The sequence below is a fragment of the Streptococcus infantis ATCC 700779 genome (assembly GCF_000187465.1).
Classification (GTDB): domain Bacteria; phylum Bacillota; class Bacilli; order Lactobacillales; family Streptococcaceae; genus Streptococcus; species Streptococcus infantis.
In genome coordinates this window covers 507472-528479 of sequence record NZ_GL732439.1, presented here as the reverse complement: position 1 = coordinate 528479, position 21008 = coordinate 507472, and the positions used below count along the sequence as shown (strand labels likewise).

Below are 21008 nucleotides of genomic sequence, written 5' to 3'. Positions count from 1 at the left end.
AATAGTTCAAAGAATTATGTGTTCCTGAAAACGTTTACTTTTTGTTTTTCTATCAACTTTAGTTTTGATATTATTTTTTTATGTGTTTTTAAGTATACACTACTTATTTTATTGGATTTATTGATTGTCTAGAAATAAAGTTATACTATCTTTTTATTTCTAAATTATATTTGTAATTCTTTTTTTACTTATGAATGTGATTTTCATTACTAAATTTATATTATTGTAATAAAAAGGTTCTCAAAAGAGAACCTTTTTCATTAAATTGCCTCTGTGACAAAACTTCTGCTTTCTAGTACTTTTAGCATCGCATCTGCTGTGTCTAGAGCTGTAAAGAGAGGAACTCCATGTTCAATTGCTGAACGTCTGATTTGCTCACCATCTTCATCAGCTGTCCGTTTGGTACCAACTGTATTGATGATTGCTTGAATTTTTCCTTTGCGGACGTAGCTTGGAATATCGTGTTCATCATCACCAATCTTTCCAACGACTTGTGCCTGCAATCCATGACTTGCAAAAAACTCTGCAGTTCCTTCAGTAGCAAGGATTCCGTAGCCAATATTTTGGAAACGACGAGCCAAATCTAGTGCTTCTTCTTTTGCATCATCTGCGATGGTAAAGACAACATTACCAAAGGTTGGTAAGTGAAGATAAGAAGCTTCAAAGGCCTTGTAGAGAGCTTTTTCAAGAGTGGTATCAGAACCCATGACTTCCCCTGTCGACTTCATTTCAGGGCCAAGCAGGCTGTCTACCTTAGCTAGCTTGGTAAAGGAGAAAACTGGTGCCTTGATATGAACGCGTGTGCTTTCTGGGTAAAGCCCATCTTGGTAACCAAGCTCTTCGAGACTTTGACCGAGAATTAACTTAGTCGCTACCTGAGCCATTGGGATATTTGTTACTTTAGAAAGGAATGGAACAGTCCGACTGGCACGAGGGTTAACTTCAATAACGTAGACTTTCTCATCCTTGATAACAAACTGAATATTCATCATCCCAAGACAGTTGAGGCCAATTGCAAGACGTTTGGTGTAGTCTGCGATCGTTTCTTGAACTTTTTGCGACAAGGTTTGAGGAGGATAAACCGCCATGGAGTCACCTGAGTGGACACCAGCGCGTTCGATATGCTCCATGATACCAGGGATGAGGACATTTTGTCCGTCTGAAATAGCATCGACTTCACACTCTTGTCCGACGATATAAGAGTCAACAAGAACAGGATGGTCTGGACTTGCCTTAACAGCAGTTCGCATGTAAGATCGAAGATCATCTTCATTCTCAACGATTTCCATGGCACGTCCACCCAAGACATATGAAGGGCGAACTAGAACTGGGAAACCGATCTTACGAGCAGCAAGCACTGCTTCTTCTTCATTGGTTGCTGTCTGTCCAGGAGGTTGTGGAATATCCAAGTCTTTGAGGGCTTGTTCGAAGAGGTCACGGTCTTCCGCACGGTCCAAGTCAGCAACTTGAGTACCAAGGATAGTCACACCAGCTTTTGCTAATGGCTCAGCTAGGTTGATAGCTGTTTGACCACCAAATTGAACGATAACACCTTTTGGTTGCTCCAAATCGATGACATTCATCACATCTTCAAAAGTCAATGGTTCAAAGTATAGTTTATCAGATACAGAGAAGTCTGTTGAAACTGTCTCTGGGTTTGAGTTCATAATGATGGCTTCGTAGCCAGCAGCCTGGATTGCCTTAACAGAGTGAACTGTTGCGTAGTCAAACTCTACCCCTTGACCAATACGGATTGGACCAGAACCTAGGACAAGTACAGATTCCTTATCAGACTTGATAGACTCATTTTCCCATCCATATGTTGAGTAGAAGTACGGGGTTTCTGATTCAAATTCTGCGGCACAAGTATCTACCATCTTGTAAACTGGGACAATCTTGTTTTCTAAACGAAGTTGGCGAACTTGATTAGCTGTAGTTCCCCAAAGTTCTGCGATTTTACGATCTGAGAAACCATTGAGTTTTGCTGTTTTCAAGACATCGACATCCTGAGGATGTGCGCCCAATTCTTGCTCAATCTCAAAGATATGCAAGAGTTTATCAAGGTAGAAGATATCAATCTTAGTCAAGTCAGCAATCTCTTCTGGTGTATAACCACGACGAATAGCTTCTGATACGTAAAAGAGACGGTCATCTTGAGCCTTGACAACTTTTTCAATCAAGGCATCATCTGAAACATCTGCAAGCTCAGGCATTTCATTATGATGGACACCAATTTCTAGAGAGCGACAAGCTTTAAGGAGAGATTCCTCGATGTTCCGACCGATGGCCATAACTTCTCCAGTTGCCTTCATCTGGGTACCAAGACGACGTTCCCCTTTTTCAAACTTGTCAAATGGGAAACGTGGAATCTTAGCCACAACATAGTCAAGAGCTGGTTCAAACATGGCATAAGTTGAACCTGTAACTGGGTTAATAACTTCATCCAAGGTCAACCCTACCGCAATCTTAGCCGCCAATTTGGCGATTGGGTAACCTGTTGCCTTAGAGGCAAGAGCTGACGAACGAGATACACGAGGATTTACTTCGATGACATAGTACTTAAAGCTGTGTGGATCAAGAGCAAGCTGAACGTTACATCCGCCTTCAATCTTGAGAGCACGGATAATGCTCAAACTAGCATCACGAAGCATTTGGTTTTCATAGTCGGACATGGTTTGCGCAGGGGCAAATACGATAGAGTCCCCTGTGTGAATCCCGACTGGGTCAAAGTTTTCCATGTTACAAACAACAAGGGCATTGTCAGCTGAGTCACGCATGACTTCGTACTCAATTTCCTTGAATCCTGCAATAGAACGTTCAATCAAACACTGGGTAACAGGTGACAACTTCAAACCATTTTCAGCAATTTCTCGCAATTCTTCCTCGTTGGCACACATACCACCACCAGTACCACCTAGGGTAAAGGCTGGACGAACGATGACTGGGTAGCCAATTGTCGCTGCAAAGGCAACTGCTTCTTCTACTGTATTGACAATTTCAGATTCAGGGATGGGTTGCTCAAGTTCTTCCATCAATTGTTTAAAGAGATCTCGGTCCTCCGCTTGGTCGATGGCTGACAGTTTAGTCCCGAGAAGTTCTACTCCGAGCTCATCTAAGATACCATTTTTAGACAATTCCATGGCCATATTAAGCCCTGTTTGCCCTCCAAGAGTTGGAAGCAAAGCATCTGGACGTTCCTTACGGAGAATACGAGTCACAAACTCAAGTGTAATCGGTTCGATGTAGACCTTATCTGCAATCTCTTTATCTGTCATGATGGTTGCAGGATTTGAGTTAACCAAGACAACCTCATACCCCTCTTCTTTCAAAGACAAGCAGGCCTGGGTTCCAGCATAGTCAAACTCAGCAGCCTGACCAATAATAATCGGACCAGAACCAATCACCATAATTTTTTGAATATCAGTACGTTTAGGCATTTATAAGATATTAAGGGCGTCAAGCGGACAAAGCTAAAATAGGAGTTATGACGAAGAACTGTTAGTTCTAGGAATAACTATCTTTTTAGCACCGTCCGTAGCCCGTATTCAGTTCAGCAAATACGAACTACCCTTCTCCTTTCTATTCGGCAACTCTCTGATTGCCATTAAATAAATTCTCCGACGATTTTTTAGCGAAACGATCATTTTCGGTAAAAAATCTAGTGCAGGGAGTTTTTAGTTCGCCATATAGCGACTAAAAGAAACGACCTGCCTTTCTATTCGTCGCCTCACAGAGCGACATTAAATAAGATACAAAGGACTATAAGAAAGCGACTGAATTTTAGGAAACCATAGAAGGATTTCTATCCTTGTTGGTTTATCTAAATTCCGAGCTTTCCGTCCGTGTTCAATTCCATAAATTCTCCGACGATTTCTCACTCGTCTTTAGTTTGCTTGTTTGAAAGCTTCCATCATCTCGATGAACTCAACAAATAGATAACTTGCATCATGTGGCCCAGGAGCTGCGTCTGGGTGGAATTGCACAGAGAAACCTGGTAGATATCTGTGACGTACGCCTTCAACTGACTTGTCATTGATTTCTTCGTGGGTGATGATTAAGTGCTCTGGTAAATCTTCACGGCTAACTGCATAACCATGATTTTGACTTGTGAAGTCCACGCGCCCAGTTGCAATTTCTCGTACTGCGTGGTTAAAGCCACGGTGACCAAACTTCATTTTATAGGTCTTAGCACCATTTGCCATCGCAAAGAGCTGGTGCCCCATACAGATACCAAAGATTGGAATTTTCCCTAGAATACCACGGATCATCTCAAGAGCTTCTGGTACATCTTCTGGATTCCCAGGACCATTTGACAACATAACTCCGTCAGGGTTTAAATGCAAGATTTCCTCAGCCGTAGTTGTGTATGGAACTACAGTCACGTTACAATCACGTTTAGATAGCTCTCGTAAAATAGAGTGTTTAAGGCCGAAGTCTACTAAAACAACGCTTAAGCCAACTCCTGGAGCTGGATAAGCAGTCTTTGTAGAAACTTGTCTGATATTATCAGTCGGTAAGACAGTTGCTTGAAGTTGATCTGCAATGTGATCCATACTATCGCCAGCATGTGTCAAAGTTGCACGCATTGTTCCATGTTTACGGATAATTTTTGTAAGAGCTCGTGTGTCAATGCCTGAAATTCCAGGAATTTTCTTAGCCTTCAAGAATTCGTCCAGCGTCATTTGGTTACGCCAGTTGCTGGCTCTACGAGCCTCTTCGAAAACCACAACTCCTTTACAAGTAGGACTGATAGACTCGTAGTCGTCACGGTTAACTCCATAATTCCCTACTAGTGGATATGTGAAGGTCAAGATTTGTCCATTATAAGATTGGTCTGTAATGGATTCTTGATATCCTGTCATCCCTGTGTTAAAGACTATTTCCCCTGTTACATCAATATCTGCACCGAAGGCTTTACCTTCAAAAACTGTGCCATCTTCTAAAACTAGAAGTCTTTTTGTCATATTTTCACCTCTCGTGGACGCTCACTGGCGTCTTTTAACGTTTTGTGTCTTATTTGGCTTTTCTACTTGCCAATACGGATTCTAAGATTGCCATTCGAACAAATACTCCATTGGTCATTTGTTGGACAATGCGTGATTTTGGTGCTTCAACAAGATGATCGGCAATTTCCACATCCCGATTCACAGGAGCCGGATGCATAATAATTGCTTCTTCTTTTAAGCGATTATAGCGTTCTTGGTTCAAGCCATGTTGAGCGTGATACTCTTCTTTTGAGAAGACTGATCCACTTTCGTGGCGTTCATGTTGAACTCGAAGCAACATCAGAACATCTACCTGGTCAACAATCTCGTCAATAGTTACAAACTGACCATAATCTGCAAACTCTTGACTTCTCCATTCCTCAGGTCCTGCAAAGTAAAGTTCAGCACCTAAACGTTTCAAAATCTGCATATTGGACTTGGCAACACGTGAATGGTCCAAGTCACCAGCAATGGCAACCTTGAGCCCCTCAAAACGGCCAAATTCCTCGTAAATTGTCATCAAATCAAGCAGACTCTGACTAGGATGTTGCCCTGAGCCATCTCCACCATTGATAATCGATGTCGTAATGGTTGGGCTCGCAATCAATTCCCTGTAGTAATCAACCTCTGGGTGCCGAATAACACAGATATCTACACCAAGCGCAGACAAGGTCAGGATTGTATCATAGAGTGTCTCACCCTTGTTTACCGAACTTGTATTCACATCAAAGTCAAGTCGTTCCAATCCCAGTTTAACCTCAGCAACTTCGAAGGATTTATGCGTTCTTGTCGAATTTTCAAAGAAAAGATTGGAAACAATGGGATGGTCTTCGTAGGGCAACTGGGCTCCATTTTTAAACTCGATCCCTCGTTTAATCAATTTTATAACCTGATCTACAGTGAGATCTTCCATGGACACCACATGTTTGAGTGCTTGTTGATTTTCTGACATGGCTACTCCTTTAGCTTTTAAGCTTCTTCAGTAATCAAAACTCTATCTTGGCCATCAAGTTCTGTCATCTCAACGATGATTTCTTCAGAACGACTAGTTGGAATATTTTTCCCAACGTAATCCGGACGAATTGGCAATTCTCTGTGTCCACGGTCCACTAATACCGCTAGACTCACACGAGCAGGGCGACCATGTCCGACAATGTTATCGATAGCAGCACGAATTGTACGACCTGTGTAAAGAACATCATCCACCAAGATAACTTCGCGGTCTGTCACATCAACAGAAATCAAGGAAGTATCTTCACCACTTTTGACATCGTCACGGTAAGGTTTGGTATCTAATTCTACAACGGGAACAGAGATGTTTTCCAATTGTTCCAAGCGCTCTTGGATGCGGTGGGCGATAAAGACACCACGTGTTTTAATTCCCGCTAAAATGATTTTGTTCAAATCTTTGTTGCGTTCGATAATCTCATAAGTGATACGCGTAATTGCTCGCTTGACGGTTAATTCGTCTACAACTTCTTTTGTCTTCATGACAAACCTCCAAAAAGAAAAGTCTCCTTAGACAAGGAGACTTGAGAATGTATCATTAAGCGAGCCCTACTGGAAACAGCATAGACTTACCCTTCTACTTTATCGAGCTCCTTGCCTGCCTCACGGGACAGGTTTAAAGGAATATTTTATTGTCCTTACTATATCACAAAGCCCAGTTCAAAGCAAGTAAAAACATTCAATGTTTGACCTTATAATGAACTAAAATCATATAATTGTGGATAGTGTTCGCATTCTGGATTTTTCGGATGACAGATAGCACGACCAAAGTAAATCATGGCCTGATGCGCCGCCAACCACTTTTCTGGTGGCAAGACATCCATGACACGTTTTTCAACTTCTAATGGTGTAGCTGATTTTTTAACAATATCATGGTGTTTGCAAATGCGCTCCACATGAGTATCTACCGCAAAAGCTGGAATTCCAAAGCCCACACTCATAACTACATTAGCTGTTTTACGCCCAACTCCCGCCAAACTTTCTAATTCCTCTCGAGTCTGAGGAACTTGACTATCAAAATCGTCTAATAGTTGTTGGGCACATTTTTTAAGGAATTTAGCCTTATTTCGATACAGACCTAAACGAGAAATATGCTTAGCAATATCACTCTCACTTGCGTCTGCCATGGCTTGTGGTGTAGGGAAGGCTTCAAAAAGAGCTGGAGTCGCCTTGTTTACTGCCGCATCTGTCGTCTGAGCAGACAACATAACTGCAACTAAGAGTTCAAAATGATTGCGAAAATCTAGACTAGGTTTTGCATCTGGAAAAAGAGCTATGATTTCCTCAATGACATGACGGGCACGTTTCTTGGATAAAACCATCTATTCGTCTCCATCAAACAGCCCTTGTAAACCTGCAAAAGGACTATTTTCTTCTTTTTTGACTGCTTGTTGAGCTTGATATTCTTCCTCAGTCATGATTTGCCAGTCATTTCCAGAAACAAATCCCTGACCAGCTTCTTCTTCTGCTGTTAAGACCTTGATTGGAATGTTTAGCAAGATATTATCCGAAACACTTTCAGCCAGGTCGATTTCACCATTTTCGATAGGTAAAACCAAGTCATCATCAAGAACTTCCTGGTCTAGTTGATTGGTTGCTCCCTCCATGAAGACTTCTGTCACTGGATAAGACTCTGCTAACTCAACAGGCTCCATACTACGACTAGAAGCAAGAACAATGGTGTAAGACAGTTGGTAATCTAGGAAATACATACGGTCTTCATACTGAACCTTCCCTACTGCTACAATATCTTTTACATCTATAATTTCTTGATTACGTTTACGTAAGTCAGCTGACAGGTCTAGAGTTTGCTCAAAATACAAACCTTCAGGCTGCTTACGAACTTCTTGAATATTTAATTTCATACTTCCTCCATAAAGATTTACTTCCTTGATTATACCATGAAAGGAGGTCAAGTAAAGCCTCTAAACTTTTAAAACATCTTTCTGTTGTTTTTTGATATATTTATTATGACAAATTTATTTTTTGTGCTATACTATAGGCATCAATACATGAGCAAAGGAGGACGCTCATATGGAAGACAAAGCTCTTTTAACAGAAGCCTATCAACTCGTTTCAAAATTAAACCAAACAATACAAAGTTGTAAACAGGGATTACCAGATGACCTACGCTTACAACAAAATATAGACGAAGTTCTCAGAGCACTTAAAAAAGCCGACAAACTAGACAACGCCATCTTAATTGAACTGGAAAGTTTTTACCAACGGACTAGTCTTTTGATTGGACTTGGTTCACTGAAATTAAATGACCAAGCCCGCACTGCTTGGAGAAACTATGATAAGTTTCACTACGATCACGTTAAACATACGTTGACACTCTATGGACCTGTTTTTGGTTTTTAAAAATAGAGGATTTTCTGGCTTAATCTTGACAAATTTTCTTAAAAAGAGTATGATGATTGCAACAATACTCGGAGGTAAGGGAGACATGAACAACTAAGTCTATCAAATAAAGAACCTTTATTTAGTAGATCTTGTTTCTGTCTCTTTTTGTGCGCTCTTTTTTCTGCTGGATTTTCAGCCCTTTTAAAAGAGTTTTTTTGACATAGACGATTAGCTCTACTAGATAAAGTAGAGCTTTTTGTTATGCAATATGAACATTCTAGAAAGGGCAATAATATGATAAAAATCAATCATCTGACCATTACACAAAACAAAGATTTAAGAGACCTTGTTTCCGATTTAAACATTATCATCCAAGACGGAGAAAAGGTCGCTATTATAGGCGAAGAAGGAAATGGAAAATCAACCTTACTTCGAACTTTAATGGGAGAAAAATTAGCTGATTTCTCTATCAGGGGAGAAATCCAATCTGACCTTCAGTCCCTGGCCTATATTCCCCAACATCTCCCTGGAGAACTGAAGAAAAAATCTCTACAGGACTACTTCTTTTTAGAGTCTACAGATTTGGACTTCAGCATTCTCTATCGTTTGGCTGAGGAGTTGCACTTTGATAGCGACCGTTTTGCTAGCGACCAAGAAATTGGTAGTCTCTCGGGTGGTGAAGCTTTGAAAATACAGCTCATCCATGAATTTGCCAAACCCTTTGAGATTTTATTTTTAGATGAACCTTCAAATGACCTGGATATAGAGATGGTTGATTGGCTAAAAAAACAGATTCATAAAACCAGGCAAACCGTTATTTTCATTTCTCATGATGAAGACTTTCTCTCTCAAACAGCAAACACCATTATCCACTTGCGACTAGTCAAACATCGAAAGGAAGCTGAAACTCTAGTAGAACATTTAGACTACGATAGCTATAGTGACCAGAGAAAGGCTAATTTTGCCAGACAAAGCCAGCAAGCTGCCAATGACCAACGAGTCTATGACAAAACCATGGAAAAACATCGCCGAGTTAAGCAAAATGTAGAAACTGCACTTCGAGCTACCAAAGACAGTACTGCTGGTCGCCTATTAGCTAAAAAGATGAAAAATGTTCTTTCTCAAGAAAAACACTTTGAAAAGGAAGCTCAGTCCATGATCCAAAAACCACTTGAAGAGGAACACATCCAACTTTTCTTTTCAGACATAGAGTCATTAGCGGCTTCAAAAGTCTTAGTTCGACTAGAAAATGAGACTTTATCCATTGGCCAACGAATTCTGTCTCAAGGGCTACAATTAACTATCCGTGGTCAAGAAAAAATCGGCATTATAGGTCCCAACGGCGTTGGCAAATCCACTCTTTTAGCAAAGTTACATCAACTACTAAGCGGCAAAAGAGAGATTTCGCTTGGATTTATGCCACAAGATTACCAAGAAACACTACAATTGAATCTATCCCCAGTAGAATTTCTCAGCCAAACTGGACACAAAGAGGAAATACAGAAAATCCAATCTCACTTAGCCAGTCTTAATTTCAGCTATCCAGAGATGCACCACCAAATCCACTCCTTATCTGGAGGTCAACAAGGGAAACTCCTTCTTTTGAATTTAGTTCTGCGAAAACCAAACTTTCTCCTTCTGGATGAACCCACACGAAATTTTTCTCCAACTTCTCAACCAGAAATCAGAAAACTCTTTGCCAATTATTCTGGTGGTCTTGTCACTGTTTCGCATGATCGACGTTTTTTAAAAGAAGTCTGTACGAGTATCTATAGTCTGACAGAGCATGGTTTGGAAGTAGTTGATTTACAAGATCTTTAACTTTTGGAAATAAAACATCCAGAGAAAACCTCTGGATGTTTTTACATATGTTTCAAACGCTCAATCCGTTCTGAAATAGGTGGATGCGTATAAAATAGTTTTTTCAAGAAACCTGGTTTTTGAGGATCATTGATATAAAGCGCACTACTAGCATTATCCACATGATGAGTCATTGGTTGACTATTGTCTAATTTTTGTAAAGCATTGATCATCCCTTGCGGATTGCGTGTTAATTCCACGCTTGAAGCATCTGCTAAAAATTCTCGTTGGCGAGAAATGGCTAACTGTACCAAAGTTGCTGCAAGAGGTGCCAAAACTATGGCTAGGAGAGAAATGACTAACAGAATCACTTCAAGTCCTCCACTGTCACGGTCACTATTTCTTCTACTACGTGATGCTCCACCCCACCACATCATACGACCAGCCATACTCGATAAAAGGGTAATGGCACTGGCAAGAGCAACAGCAATGGTAGAGATTCGAATATCCAAGTTGCGAATATGACTAACTTCATGCCCGATTACAGCTTCTAACTCCTCACGATTCATGATTTCTAGAAGTCCTGATGTCGCTGCAACAGCAGCATTTTGAGGATTCGAACCTGTGGCGAAAGCATTCAAACCCGGGTCATCAATTACATAAACTCGTGGCATAGGAATTTGCGCCACCATTGCCATATCCTCAACAACATGATAGAGAACAGGTTCTTCATCCCTATCAACTTCACGCGCACCATTCATGCTCATGACAATCTCTGTAGATTGAAAAATCATGGTCAAGGCATAGATAAAGCCAAGAATCATGGCTATAGTCACGCCCCCAAATCCTGAGTTCATGAAAAGATATCCAACTGCATAACCTACAATAGCTAACAAAAGAAAGAAGACAATTAAAAGAACCCAAGTTTTACGTTTATTACTAGCGATTTGTTTGTACAGCATCTTAGTCACCTAAACCACTAAAATCAACTCTAGGAACAGCCTTTTCTTCTTCTGGAGTCTGAAGGAAATCTGCTGCCTTGAAGCCAAAGATAGCCGCAACCAGATTACTTGGGAAAGTTTCTAATTTAACATTGTAGTTGCTAACGACACTGTTATAAAGTTGGCGAGAATATGATATTTTGTTTTCTGTGTTAGTCAGTTCTTCTTGTAAGTGAGCAAAATTGCTACTAGCCTTCAAGTCAGGATAGTTCTCTGCAACCGCAAAGATACCAGATATCTGACGTGTCAATGCATCACTAGCTTTCATAGCTTCTGCAGGTGTAGTTGCTGTAGCTACTTGTCTACGGAGTTCAGTCACCTTTTCAAGAGTAGAACTTTCATATTTAGCGTAACCTTTTACTGTTTCAATTAAGTTTGGTAAGAGATCATTTCGACGCTTCAACTGAACATCGATCTGACTCCAAGCTTCCTTGGTCTGCATACGATTTCTCACCAATTTATTATAGCAGTCAATCACCAAGAAAATAATTAGAGCAAGAACTCCAAAAAACATCCATTGCATCATAAAGCTCCTTTCTGCTTTTAGATTAGTACAAGTATATCAAATTTCCATGTTTTTGTGGTAAAATAAGATGATATACAAGAAGGATATAACTATGAAACCAGAAACTTTTTACTCATTACTTGACCAACAAAATATTAATCTTACTGACCAGCAAAAAGCACAATTTGAGCGCTATTTCGAACTCTTAGTTGAATGGAACGAAAAAATCAACCTAACTGCAATTACAGAAAAGGAAGAGGTTTATCTTAAACACTTTTATGATTCTATCGCTCCTATCCTACAAGGGTTGATAGAAAACCAAGAAATTAAGTTACTGGATATTGGCGCTGGTGCAGGATTCCCAAGTCTCCCTATGAAGATTCTCTACCCTCAGCTTGATGTGACTATCATTGATTCTCTGAACAAGCGTATTAACTTCCTTCAGCTTCTGGCTGAGAAGCTTGATTTAGAAGGGGTTCATTTCTACCATGGACGTGCCGAAGACTTTGCCCAAGACAAGAATTTTCGTGCCCAATTCGACATTGTGACAGCTCGTGCGGTTGCTCGCATGCAAGTTCTCTCAGAGTTAACCATTCCCTACCTTAAAGTTGGTGGAAAACTTTTAGCTCTTAAGGCAAGTAATGCTCCTGAGGAATTGACAGAAGCCAAAAATGCTCTCAACCTTCTCTTTAGTAAGGTTGAAGATAACATCAGCTACACACTTCCTAATGGAGACCCTCGCTACATCACCATTGTAGAAAAGAAAAAAGAAACTCCAAACAAATATCCACGTAAGGCCGGTATGCCAAATAAACGACCACTTTAGGATATTTTAAATAGATACTCACAAGATTATACCTCGTGTCTTTATTTCTTTGCTCGGGAAAAGGGAGAGGGACAGAAATCGATTACCATTTGTAATGACGATTTCGTCGTCCCTCCCCCGCAAAGTTGAGTAGGTCCATCAAAGCTAGAATCAAAGCGTAAGATGGGCCACTCAACCACTGCGTCTATCATTCAACTCTATCCTGATACAAAATATATTCCATATTGACTCACACCTCGCTTTTTTGTTTCTTGGCTCGGGAAAAAATGATTTACAAAATCATTTTTTTCTGCTATACTATCACAAGCAAAGGTTTTTAATGTCATCCCGTGAGGTGACGAAGACGCAGATATATATGAAAATTTTTAAATATTGGGATAACCATGTTTTAAAGATGTCTTACTCTGAGAGCCTATTGCTGTAAAATAATGGGCTCTTTTTTGATGCCCAAAAAGTGAGGTATTTATGAAACAAGAATCAACTGTTGATTTGTTACTCGACGTTGACCAACGTCCTTCTTTTGGTAAGGGAATTCTACTCAGCTTCCAGCACGTGTTTGCCATGTTTGGTGCTACCATCTTGGTGCCACTGATTTTGGGAATGCCTGTATCTGTTGCCCTGTTTGCATCAGGTGTCGGAACACTGATTTACATGGTATCTACTGGCTTTAAAGTTCCGGTCTATCTCGGTTCTTCTTTTGCCTTCATCACTGCAATGTCTCTTGCTATGAAGGAAATGGGTGGCGATGTTTCTGCTGCTCAAACAGGGGTTATCTTAACTGGTTTAATCTACGTTCTTGTTTCAACTAGCATCCGCTTTGCTGGTACAAAATGGATTGATAAACTTTTACCACCAATTGTTATCGGACCAATGATTATCGTTATCGGTCTTGGTCTTGCAGGTTCAGCTGTAACAAATGCTGGTCTTGTTGCTGATGGCAACTGGAAAAATGCTCTTGTAGCTGTAGTTACCTTCCTCATCGCTGCCTTTATCAATACAAAAGGAAAAGGATTCCTTCGTATCATTCCTTTCTTGTTTGCCATTATCGGTGGATATATTTTTGCAGTCTTTCTTGGTTTAGTAGACTTCACACCTGTTCTTCAAGCTAACTGGTTCGAAATTCCAGGCTTCTACCTACCATTTAGCACAGGTGGTGCCTTCAAAGAATACAACCTTTACTTCGGCCCAGAGACAATCGCAATCTTACCAATCGCGATCGTAACAATCTCAGAACACATTGGTGACCATACAGTATTGAGCCAAATTTGTGGCCGTCAATTCTTGAAAGAACCAGGTCTTCACCGTACCCTTCTTGGTGACGGTATCGCAACATCTGTATCTGCCTTCCTTGGTGGTCCTGCTAATACAACCTACGGTGAAAATACAGGGGTGATCGGTATGACTCGTATCGCTTCTGTCTCAGTCATCCGTAACGCAGCCTTTATCGCAATTGCCCTTAGCTTCCTTGGTAAATTCACTGCTTTGATTTCTACAATCCCTAGCGCCGTACTTGGTGGTATGTCTATCCTTCTTTATGGGGTTATCGCCAGCAACGGTTTGAAGGTTTTGATCAAGGAACGTGTAGACTTTGGTCAAATGCGTAATCTTATCATCGCAAGTGCAATGCTCGTGCTTGGACTTGGTGGAGCAATCCTTAAACTTGGTCCAGTTACACTTTCAGGTACTGCCCTATCAGCAATGACAGGTATCCTTTTGAACTTGATCTTGCCATACGAAAATAAAGACTAAAAGCATTCATAAAAAATCCACTCGAATGAGTGGATTTTTTGCTTAAGTTCCCCAAGTAATCAAGAGGTACAAGAGACTTGAACCAAACATATCTGCAAGAGCATGCATAAGAAAGAATGGCAGTAAATTCTTGACTACATACTTGTACAAGAAATAATAGAATAGTCCGTATACAAGACCAATAACCAAGGCCCAGAGTAATCCTTGGTAGGTATGGAAAGAAATCCGTATGATTACCGAGTATACTAGAACCAGCCACTGATGCTTTTCTTTTACTGAAGTCAGTAAACCCAAGAAGAAAAATTCTTCGTAAAAACCATTTAAAAGCGCATAGCCAATAGCCATTGGCGTTAAGGACATGAATTTTCTAATGATTTCCATTGGGTCTATAAAAGGAATCAACTGAGGATTAAAATAATTGTACTCACCACTAAGGGTTGTTACAATATCACCAAAAATACCAACAATAGCAAAGATAAGGGGAACCCAGATGAAAACAGACCAGGAAAAGCGTATAGGAAGTTGTTTAAAATCATAATTTCGAATCAAGAGATAAAGGAAAGTAATCCCTAACATCATCAATTGAAAAGTAAAATTACTAGAATAAGCTGCCCCATCACTTGCTACATTTGTTGTAGTTTCCGCAACACTAGCAAGAGTTGAAGGTGATAGACTCTCCATAAATTGTTGAGTAGAACGGATGATAAACTCTCCAAACATTAAAACAGTGATGATTAAGATGTCGAACCATTTTAAGTATCTTAAAGGTTTAGCAGGATGAATACTTTGTATAAAATTCATATTTCCTCCGTTTAGCTTATTTTTGTACCTTTATTATAAACTTTCAATCTTAAAATTAATTAAATTGATACTAGAGCATAAAAAGACAACCTCTTTATAAGGTTGTTCTGTTCTTAAATGGACTTGTGTTTCTTTTCTAGCATTAAATCCTTTAAAGAAATAATAGTCACATCCAATAAAATCATTGCCATACCAAGAAAATCTACAGGATAAAAGATATCTCCCATAATTATGAAAGCAAAAAATACAGCAGAGATTGGTTCAATAGAGGCCAAGAGACTAGATTTGACTGGCCCAACCAGACTTGCCCCCTTAAGAAAGGCCGTGTAGGCAAAAACAGTCCCTATGAGAATAATTCCAGCAAATGCTAAGAAAATATCAAAAGACATAAGTAGACTAGCACCGATAATCCCAGTAAATGGCACTGCTACAAAACCTGAAATGGTCATACCGACACCAATAACCAGAATGCTCCCCCATTTTTGAATGAGCTTAATGGGTAAAATGATATAAAGAGCATAGGTTAAAGCAGAGAACAAGCCCCAAAAGAGACCTGCTGGTGTCATAGAGAGCTGATCCATTTGACCGTGAGTCGCAATTAAAAAGGTTCCACCTATTGCTAAAATCATAGAAAGGATTTCGGCTATAGTAGGTGCTACCTTATCCTTTATACATGTGTAAGCCAAGATTCCAACAGGACAGACATACTGAAGCACTGTAGCTGTACCTGCATTTGTCTCCTGAATAGCCGATAAATAAGCCAATTGATTCAGAAAGAGGCCAAATAAAGAAAATAGTAAGAGAGAAAACAGACTTGATTTATCTTTTAGAAAAGCCAAAAATTGTTCCTTAGACTTTATATAGGACAAGAGAACTAAGAGCAAACCTGCAACAATTAAACGAATATTGGTTAGGACTAGAGCCGATATCCCATGAACCATTAGGTACTGACCACTGGTCCCAGACAATCCCCAAGCAATACCAGCAATCACTGTAAAAAGAGTTCCTTTAAGAGTTTTTGTCATACTTCCTCCCTAGTCTGCTTCACGAATTAGGTCCATGACCTGATTACGGTCTATGATCCACTGCGCGCGCTGGTCTTTTTCGTAGGTTCTATTGGACAAGAAAATCGCAGCTTCCTGCTTCTTACGATTCCACATGATAAAGGTTCCGGTATAGCCTGTATGGTCTAGCCAATCACCTTCAAGATTCCAGGCCAAGGAGCGTTCCTTATCACTCAAATCTGAAAAATTCTGACTTAATCCGTCAGCAAAATCATCCTGTAAATAATGCTCAAGGAAGATTTTTAAATCTTTCACAGTTGAAAACAAGCCTGCACTTCCAGCATGTTTACCTAGTAAACGTGCCTTAGGATCATGCACCACTCCTGCTTTCTGTCCCCGAACTGTAGGAACAGCACTGCTAACTGGTCCAAACTGAGTTTCCTTCATCTTCCATGGATCCAAAACTTGCTCTTGTAAAATCTGGTCTAAGTCTTTCTCAAAGTAATTCTCTAGGAGAAAACCGAGCAAGAGAAAGTGCACATCCGAGTATAGAAAAGCCCTCTTCTCTCGTCGATTCAAATGAAACATAGCTTCTCTTAGCTGGTCCTCTGAGAGCTGATCTCTGTTGGGTATATAAGGATCTAAATCCGTCGCATGCGTTAGCAATTGTCGAATGGTGATATCTGGATAATCCGCCTCTGGAAGATAGGTCTTTATGGATTGATCGAGCTCAATCTTGCCTTGCTTCCACAAAAAAGTTAAGACAGTCCCAACTCCGACGACCTTGCTCACACTTGCCAAATCATAGACCAAACCTTGACAAGTCTGCTCTCCAATTTCAGGATTTGCTTCTCCGAGGTAGCAATCAGACCATTCACCATCCCGATAATACGCAAAAGAGGCACCAGGATAAATCCCTGCCTCAATTTGTTGCTTTATTTTTTGAATGATTTCTTGTTTCATACTTCTTCAAACCACAATTCGATATTGTTGGCATCCTTGGTTAGGAAAAACTTCTCAGACTTAGGAATAAAGTAACCTGCAGTTTCAAAACGTTGACGCAGACTAGCCAATTCAAGTTCTTTTACTTGGAATTTCAACATAGACAAATCCCAAGTTACATTATTTTCAACAAGCAAATCACTACCTTGAGCTTGTTTAAAAGTTATGCTAGTTTCGATTTCCTCTTTTTCAAGCAGGCTCGTCGTTTCAGCAGGCAAGTTAATTTCTGCTGAAATATCAAATGCTGTTAAATATTGCAGTTTCTCATCTTTTGGGAAAGTAACAGTTTCATCAAACTTTCTCAAATCTTTGACGTCATCTTCTGAATGGATTAGGACAAGATCCCCTTCTGGTGAAAGGATTTCAAAAGCATATCCCTTGTTTCCTTTATAGAGTTGAGGAAGTTGTTCCATTCTAGCTAGCAGTGCTTCAACCTCGGATGGATTCGCTACTTTTACAATCAATCTAGCTAATTTTTTGATCCCTTCAACCTTACGGCTTCTCATACTTGGTGATTCTTCTAAAACCAATTTTTCAATGCCTGATTGGTCTCCTAGCGATAAGAAAGCCGACTCTTCAAGCAAGGGTTTCATACCCAAGGTTTGGATATAAAACAATTCATTTAATCTTCTATTATTTATCTTTAGCGTCGGGATCATACGCACAATTTGATTTACATTCATAAATTCCTCCAACACATTTTATTTTAAAGGATTTTTTTTCATTTTACAAGTTATTCAACTAAAAACTTTAACTATATTAACCCCTTGAATAAGGAACCCCCTTCGCATATCCGAAGGGGGACTCGTTTTATTTTAGTAAAATTCTTTGTTAGTTCTTCCAAGAAAGTTCTGCTTGAAGACCAAAGTGATCACTGACCTGCGGACTTGCTTGGCCATCAAAAACTACCTGTAACTTTTCTACCTGAAGATCTTTTGTCATAAAGACGTAATCAATTCGAAGAGGTTCTGTATTTCCCTTCCAACCATCAATTTCTGGAGGAACAGTGTAGCTTCCACTTCTTTCTTTTGCAACTTCAAATGCATCTTGTAAGTCTAGTGGACTAGATAGAATAGCTTGGTAACCTTCTTGACCTGCAGGATTATTAAAATCTCCTGCTAGTAATAGAGGTTTATTCAACTCTTTTAGAACTGCTTCAAATCTTGCCCATTCCTCTTGGAATCCTTTATCCCACCAAGAGAGATGCACACTCGCAACTGCAAGCTCTTTACCTTCTACTACTGTTTCTACTAGTGCAACTCGACGAGTGTGATAATCAGTTGGATCATCTACATCTGAAACCAAAATCTCACGCGCCTTAATCGGTGTTTTAGATAGAATTGAAACTCCCTCATGATAACGGTCATATCCGATATGATTATAAGCCCATGTCCAATAATAGTCCAGTCCTTTTTCAGACAACTTCTCTACCAAAAGACGAACATAGTGGTCTTGGTGAATGGGTTCTGCTGAAGGTAACGGATTGTAAAGTGGTCCAGACTCTACTTGAGTTGATGTAATTTCTTGGTTAATCTCTTGAAAACAAATCAAATCATAGCTGTTTTCAAGTATATCTTGTAACAAGAGCTGAAATTTTTCTTCAGGATTTTTTTCCATCCAACTATGAGTATTGAGTGTTAAAAACTTCATGTTTTTCTCCTATAAACAAGAGGTTGGAAAACAGCTTCCAACCCCTTAGTGTATTACAATTCTACTTTTGCAACTGCTGTTTTAGCTGCAAGAGAACCGGTTTGTTCTAATTTAACTGACTTGATGGCATCTCCATTTGTAAAGACTACTACTGTTGTAGTTTCACGCTCAGCAGCCTGAATTGCTCCGAGGTCAGCTTTGACCAAGAGATCACCAGCAGCTACTGTTTGACCTTCTGAAACTAACACTTCAAATGGTTTTCCTTCAAGACTTACAGTATCAAGACCAATATGAACAAGAACTTCAAGACCTGCTTCAGTTACAAGGCCAAGAGCATGTTTAGTTGGGAATACACTTGATACAGTACCAGAAACTGGAGATACAATGTTTCCGTTTGCTGGTTCTACTGCAAATCCATCACCCATCATTTTTTGTGAAAAGACTGGATCCTTAACTTGTTCCAATTCAATGACTTGACCGTCAGCAACTGAATAAACTTCTTCAGTTACACCTTTGTAGACAACAGTATCTTTTTGAGCTGCTGCCATTTGACTTGGAAGGGTTTCAGGAATCACTTCTCCAGAATCAAGAATATCTTGGATATCTGATTTCAAAACGTCAGCTTTAGGTCCGTAGATAGCTTGGACACCTTGTCCTTTCATGACAAGTCCCATAGCTCCTTCAGCTTTCCATTGTTCTTCTGTTCCAACTTTTTCTGCATCTTTTACAGTAACGCGAAGACGAGTCATACATGCATCTACATCAACGATGTTCGCACGTCCACCAAGAAGGTTGATGATGTTAACTGCTTGAGAAGCTTCTGCAACTTTAGTTTCACCAGCAGCTGAAGATTCAGAAGAACCATCTGCATTTTCGTAGTTACCGTTACGTCCTGGAGTTGCATAGTTGAATTTCTTAATCATGAAGTTAGCGATAAAGTACATGATAAATCCAAAGAGTACTGTCACCCAGATAAAGTTAACAATATCCATACCAATACCAGCATTGATAGCTAGCGGAGTACGAGTCAAGAATTCGATTGAACCGAATGAGTGCACACGAAGGTTCACAACATCAGCCATTGCAAAGGCAGCACCTTGAACAAGAGCGTAAACAAGGTAAAGAGGTGTTGCGATGAACATGAACATGTACTCAATTGGTTCAGTTACCCCTGTCAAGAATGTTGCAAGAGCAGTTGCGATCATCATACCTTTGTATTGGTGTTTCTTATCTGGATCAACGTTACGGTAGATAGCCACAATTACACCCATCAAGATACCAAACGAACCAATCATTTGTCCAACTTTGAAACGAGCTGGATGTACTGTATCTAACAAGTGTTGGTATTGAGCCGCGTCAGTACCTTTAAGGTTTACAAGGTCAGTTACCCATGCAAGCCAAAGTGGATCTTGACCAAATACTTGAGTACCTTTTGCTGCACCAGTCATGACATCATAAGTACCACCAAGAGCTGTATAGTTCATTGGGATAGTCAACATGTGGTGAAGTCCAAATGGCAAGAGTAAGCGTTCCAAAGTACCATACAAGAATGGTGCTAGAACTGGAGCTGTTTCTTGAGAGTTAGCAATCCAGATACCAAAGCTGTTAATACCTGTTTGAACAAGTGGCCAGAAAATTGCAAGAAGGATTGCAGCAATTGCTGAACGAAGAATAACTACAAACGGTACAAAACGTTTTCCGTTAAAGAATGAAAGTGCATCAGGAAGTTTACGGAAATTGTAGTATTTGTTAAAGGCAGTTGCCCCTACAAAACCAGAAATAATCCCTACAAACACACCCATGTTAAGTGCTGGAGATTCAAACACGCTGATAAAGTAATCAGAAACTTTGATAGAGTTACCAAAGATTGTTGAAACCATAGCATTAGGATCTTTCAACATATCACCACTAACACTAAAGATAGCACCAGTGATACGGTTAATTAAGATAAATGCTAGACCGGCAGCAAAAGCACCACCAGCACGTTCTTTAGCCCAGCTACCACCGATAGCAAGAGCAAACAAGATATGTAGGTTACCGATAACTCCCCAACCAATTTGCTCAAGGATTCCACCTGTAACAACAAGTGGCGCAAAGTTAGGGTTAATCATTGCAAGTGACTTACCGATTGAAATCATCAATCCAGCCGCTGGCATAACAGCGATAACCACCATTAGAGCCTTACCGAATTTTTGCCAAAACTCGAAAGACAAAACATTTTTGAATGTATCTTTCATCATTCAAATCTCCTTATTTTATTTTAGTGCAAACGATTTACGAAAACGTTTGCACCATCAACACCTCTATTATACCACTTTAATTTTTTTTGTA

General features: G+C 39.9%; 18 protein-coding genes. 4 read left to right on the top strand and 14 right to left on the bottom strand.

Annotation, left to right across the window (positions count from 1 at the left end):
- Window positions 1-260: 260 nt before the first annotated feature.
- The 6 genes from carB to HMPREF9423_RS04820 all read right to left on the bottom strand — a co-directional run bounded on the left by carB (window position 261) and on the right by HMPREF9423_RS04820 (window position 7858).
- Window positions 261-3437, bottom strand: coding sequence for a carbamoyl-phosphate synthase large subunit (carB, locus tag HMPREF9423_RS04845; RefSeq protein WP_006148204.1), 3177 nt, complete (start codon window positions 3435-3437; stop codon window positions 261-263).
- Between the two features lie 447 nt (window positions 3438-3884).
- Window positions 3885-4964 carry a carbamoyl phosphate synthase small subunit gene (locus HMPREF9423_RS04840; RefSeq protein WP_006148203.1) on the bottom strand — a complete coding sequence of 360 codons (1080 nt, stop codon included), beginning with the start codon at window positions 4962-4964 and terminating at the stop codon, window positions 3885-3887.
- 49 nt (window positions 4965-5013) lie between these two features.
- Window positions 5014-5937, bottom strand: coding sequence for an aspartate carbamoyltransferase catalytic subunit (locus HMPREF9423_RS04835; RefSeq protein WP_006148202.1), 924 nt, complete (start codon window positions 5935-5937; stop codon window positions 5014-5016).
- Between the two features lie 17 nt (window positions 5938-5954).
- Window positions 5955-6476: a bifunctional pyr operon transcriptional regulator/uracil phosphoribosyltransferase PyrR gene (gene pyrR, locus HMPREF9423_RS04830; protein WP_004252509.1), complete on the bottom strand. Its 522-nt coding sequence runs from the start codon at window positions 6474-6476 to the stop codon at window positions 5955-5957.
- Window positions 6477-6685: 209 nt separating this feature from the next.
- Window positions 6686-7315 (bottom strand): endonuclease III, encoded by a 630-nt coding sequence (nth, locus tag HMPREF9423_RS04825; protein WP_006148201.1) that lies wholly within the window; start codon window positions 7313-7315, stop codon window positions 6686-6688.
- A complete protein-coding gene (locus HMPREF9423_RS04820; RefSeq protein ID WP_006148200.1) occupies window positions 7316-7858 on the bottom strand; it encodes a YceD family protein in 543 nt (180 codons plus the stop codon).
- A gap of 169 nt (window positions 7859-8027) precedes the next feature.
- Between HMPREF9423_RS04820 and HMPREF9423_RS04815 the strand changes: the two genes are divergently transcribed.
- Window positions 8028-8357: a hypothetical protein gene (locus tag HMPREF9423_RS04815; protein WP_006148199.1), complete on the top strand. Its 330-nt coding sequence runs from the start codon at window positions 8028-8030 to the stop codon at window positions 8355-8357.
- A 243-nt stretch (window positions 8358-8600) separates the two neighbouring features.
- Complete coding sequence (locus tag HMPREF9423_RS04810; RefSeq protein ID WP_006148198.1) at window positions 8601-10160, top strand: ATP-binding cassette domain-containing protein; 1560 nt, start codon at window positions 8601-8603, stop codon at window positions 10158-10160.
- Between the two features lie 41 nt (window positions 10161-10201).
- Here the strand turns inward: HMPREF9423_RS04810 and htpX are convergent, their stop codons facing one another.
- Together htpX and HMPREF9423_RS04800 are read right to left on the bottom strand one after the other, a co-directional pair.
- Window positions 10202-11101: a zinc metalloprotease HtpX gene (htpX, locus tag HMPREF9423_RS04805; protein ID WP_006155571.1), complete on the bottom strand. Its 900-nt coding sequence runs from the start codon at window positions 11099-11101 to the stop codon at window positions 10202-10204.
- Window position 11102: 1 nt separating this feature from the next.
- Entirely contained in the window at window positions 11103-11663 is a 561-nt protein-coding gene (locus HMPREF9423_RS04800) for a LemA family protein (RefSeq protein WP_025170164.1), read from the bottom strand.
- Window positions 11664-11757: 94 nt separating this feature from the next.
- Here HMPREF9423_RS04800 and rsmG point away from each other — a divergent pair, with 94 nt between their 5' ends.
- Together rsmG and HMPREF9423_RS04790 are read left to right on the top strand one after the other, a co-directional pair.
- Window positions 11758-12471, top strand: a complete 714-nt coding sequence (gene rsmG, locus HMPREF9423_RS04795; protein WP_006155573.1) for a 16S rRNA (guanine(527)-N(7))-methyltransferase RsmG — start codon at window positions 11758-11760, stop codon at window positions 12469-12471.
- 465 nt (window positions 12472-12936) lie between these two features.
- Window positions 12937-14220, top strand: a complete 1284-nt coding sequence (locus HMPREF9423_RS04790; protein WP_004252492.1) for a uracil-xanthine permease family protein — start codon at window positions 12937-12939, stop codon at window positions 14218-14220.
- 42 nt (window positions 14221-14262) lie between these two features.
- Here the strand turns inward: HMPREF9423_RS04790 and HMPREF9423_RS04785 are convergent, their stop codons facing one another.
- From HMPREF9423_RS04785 to HMPREF9423_RS04760, 6 genes are all read right to left on the bottom strand, one after another.
- Window positions 14263-15021, bottom strand: coding sequence for a CPBP family intramembrane glutamic endopeptidase (locus HMPREF9423_RS04785; RefSeq protein WP_006148193.1), 759 nt, complete (start codon window positions 15019-15021; stop codon window positions 14263-14265).
- Window positions 15022-15134: 113 nt separating this feature from the next.
- Entirely contained in the window at window positions 15135-16046 is a 912-nt protein-coding gene (locus HMPREF9423_RS04780; RefSeq protein ID WP_006148192.1) for a DMT family transporter, read from the bottom strand.
- A gap of 9 nt (window positions 16047-16055) precedes the next feature.
- The gene (locus HMPREF9423_RS04775) at window positions 16056-16988 is read right to left on the bottom strand and encodes a serine hydrolase domain-containing protein (RefSeq protein ID WP_006148191.1); all 933 of its coding nucleotides are present in this window, start codon (window positions 16986-16988) and stop codon (window positions 16056-16058) included.
- A complete protein-coding gene (locus tag HMPREF9423_RS04770; protein WP_006148190.1) occupies window positions 16985-17710 on the bottom strand; it encodes a CppA N-terminal domain-containing protein in 726 nt (241 codons plus the stop codon). The genes HMPREF9423_RS04775 and HMPREF9423_RS04770 overlap by 4 nt, the downstream gene beginning before the upstream one ends.
- Window positions 17711-17858: 148 nt before the next feature.
- Window positions 17859-18677, bottom strand: coding sequence for an endonuclease/exonuclease/phosphatase family protein (locus tag HMPREF9423_RS04765; protein WP_006148189.1), 819 nt, complete (start codon window positions 18675-18677; stop codon window positions 17859-17861).
- A gap of 53 nt (window positions 18678-18730) precedes the next feature.
- Entirely contained in the window at window positions 18731-20917 is a 2187-nt protein-coding gene (locus tag HMPREF9423_RS04760; RefSeq protein WP_006148188.1) for a PTS transporter subunit IIBC, read from the bottom strand.
- Between the last annotated feature and the right edge of the window lie 91 nt (window positions 20918-21008).

What these genes read in the sequence shown, in the direction of transcription:
- HMPREF9423_RS04815 (WP_006148199.1), top strand. Translation starts at nt 8,028, where the DNA reads ATGGAAGACAAAGCTCTTTTAACAGAAGCCTATCAACTCGTTTCAAAA.
- HMPREF9423_RS04800 (WP_025170164.1), bottom strand. Translation starts at nt 11,663, where the DNA reads ATGCAATGGATGTTTTTTGGAGTTCTTGCTCTAATTATTTTCTTGGTG.
- carB (WP_006148204.1), bottom strand. Translation starts at nt 3,437, where the DNA reads ATGCCTAAACGTACTGATATTCAAAAAATTATGGTGATTGGTTCTGGT.
- htpX (WP_006155571.1), bottom strand. Translation starts at nt 11,101, where the DNA reads ATGCTGTACAAACAAATCGCTAGTAATAAACGTAAAACTTGGGTTCTT.
- HMPREF9423_RS04840 (WP_006148203.1), bottom strand. Translation starts at nt 4,964, where the DNA reads ATGACAAAAAGACTTCTAGTTTTAGAAGATGGCACAGTTTTTGAAGGT.
- HMPREF9423_RS04770 (WP_006148190.1), bottom strand. Translation starts at nt 17,710, where the DNA reads ATGAATGTAAATCAAATTGTGCGTATGATCCCGACGCTAAAGATAAAT.
- HMPREF9423_RS04820 (WP_006148200.1), bottom strand. Translation starts at nt 7,858, where the DNA reads ATGAAATTAAATATTCAAGAAGTTCGTAAGCAGCCTGAAGGTTTGTAT.
- HMPREF9423_RS04810 (WP_006148198.1), top strand. Translation starts at nt 8,601, where the DNA reads ATGCAATATGAACATTCTAGAAAGGGCAATAATATGATAAAAATCAAT.
- HMPREF9423_RS04835 (WP_006148202.1), bottom strand. Translation starts at nt 5,937, where the DNA reads ATGTCAGAAAATCAACAAGCACTCAAACATGTGGTGTCCATGGAAGAT.
- pyrR (WP_004252509.1), bottom strand. Translation starts at nt 6,476, where the DNA reads ATGAAGACAAAAGAAGTTGTAGACGAATTAACCGTCAAGCGAGCAATT.
- HMPREF9423_RS04765 (WP_006148189.1), bottom strand. Translation starts at nt 18,677, where the DNA reads ATGAAGTTTTTAACACTCAATACTCATAGTTGGATGGAAAAAAATCCT.
- HMPREF9423_RS04785 (WP_006148193.1), bottom strand. Translation starts at nt 15,021, where the DNA reads ATGAATTTTATACAAAGTATTCATCCTGCTAAACCTTTAAGATACTTA.
- rsmG (WP_006155573.1), top strand. Translation starts at nt 11,758, where the DNA reads ATGAAACCAGAAACTTTTTACTCATTACTTGACCAACAAAATATTAAT.
- HMPREF9423_RS04780 (WP_006148192.1), bottom strand. Translation starts at nt 16,046, where the DNA reads ATGACAAAAACTCTTAAAGGAACTCTTTTTACAGTGATTGCTGGTATT.
- HMPREF9423_RS04775 (WP_006148191.1), bottom strand. Translation starts at nt 16,988, where the DNA reads ATGAAACAAGAAATCATTCAAAAAATAAAGCAACAAATTGAGGCAGGG.
- nth (WP_006148201.1), bottom strand. Translation starts at nt 7,315, where the DNA reads ATGGTTTTATCCAAGAAACGTGCCCGTCATGTCATTGAGGAAATCATA.
- HMPREF9423_RS04760 (WP_006148188.1), bottom strand. Translation starts at nt 20,917, where the DNA reads ATGATGAAAGATACATTCAAAAATGTTTTGTCTTTCGAGTTTTGGCAA.
- HMPREF9423_RS04790 (WP_004252492.1), top strand. Translation starts at nt 12,937, where the DNA reads ATGAAACAAGAATCAACTGTTGATTTGTTACTCGACGTTGACCAACGT.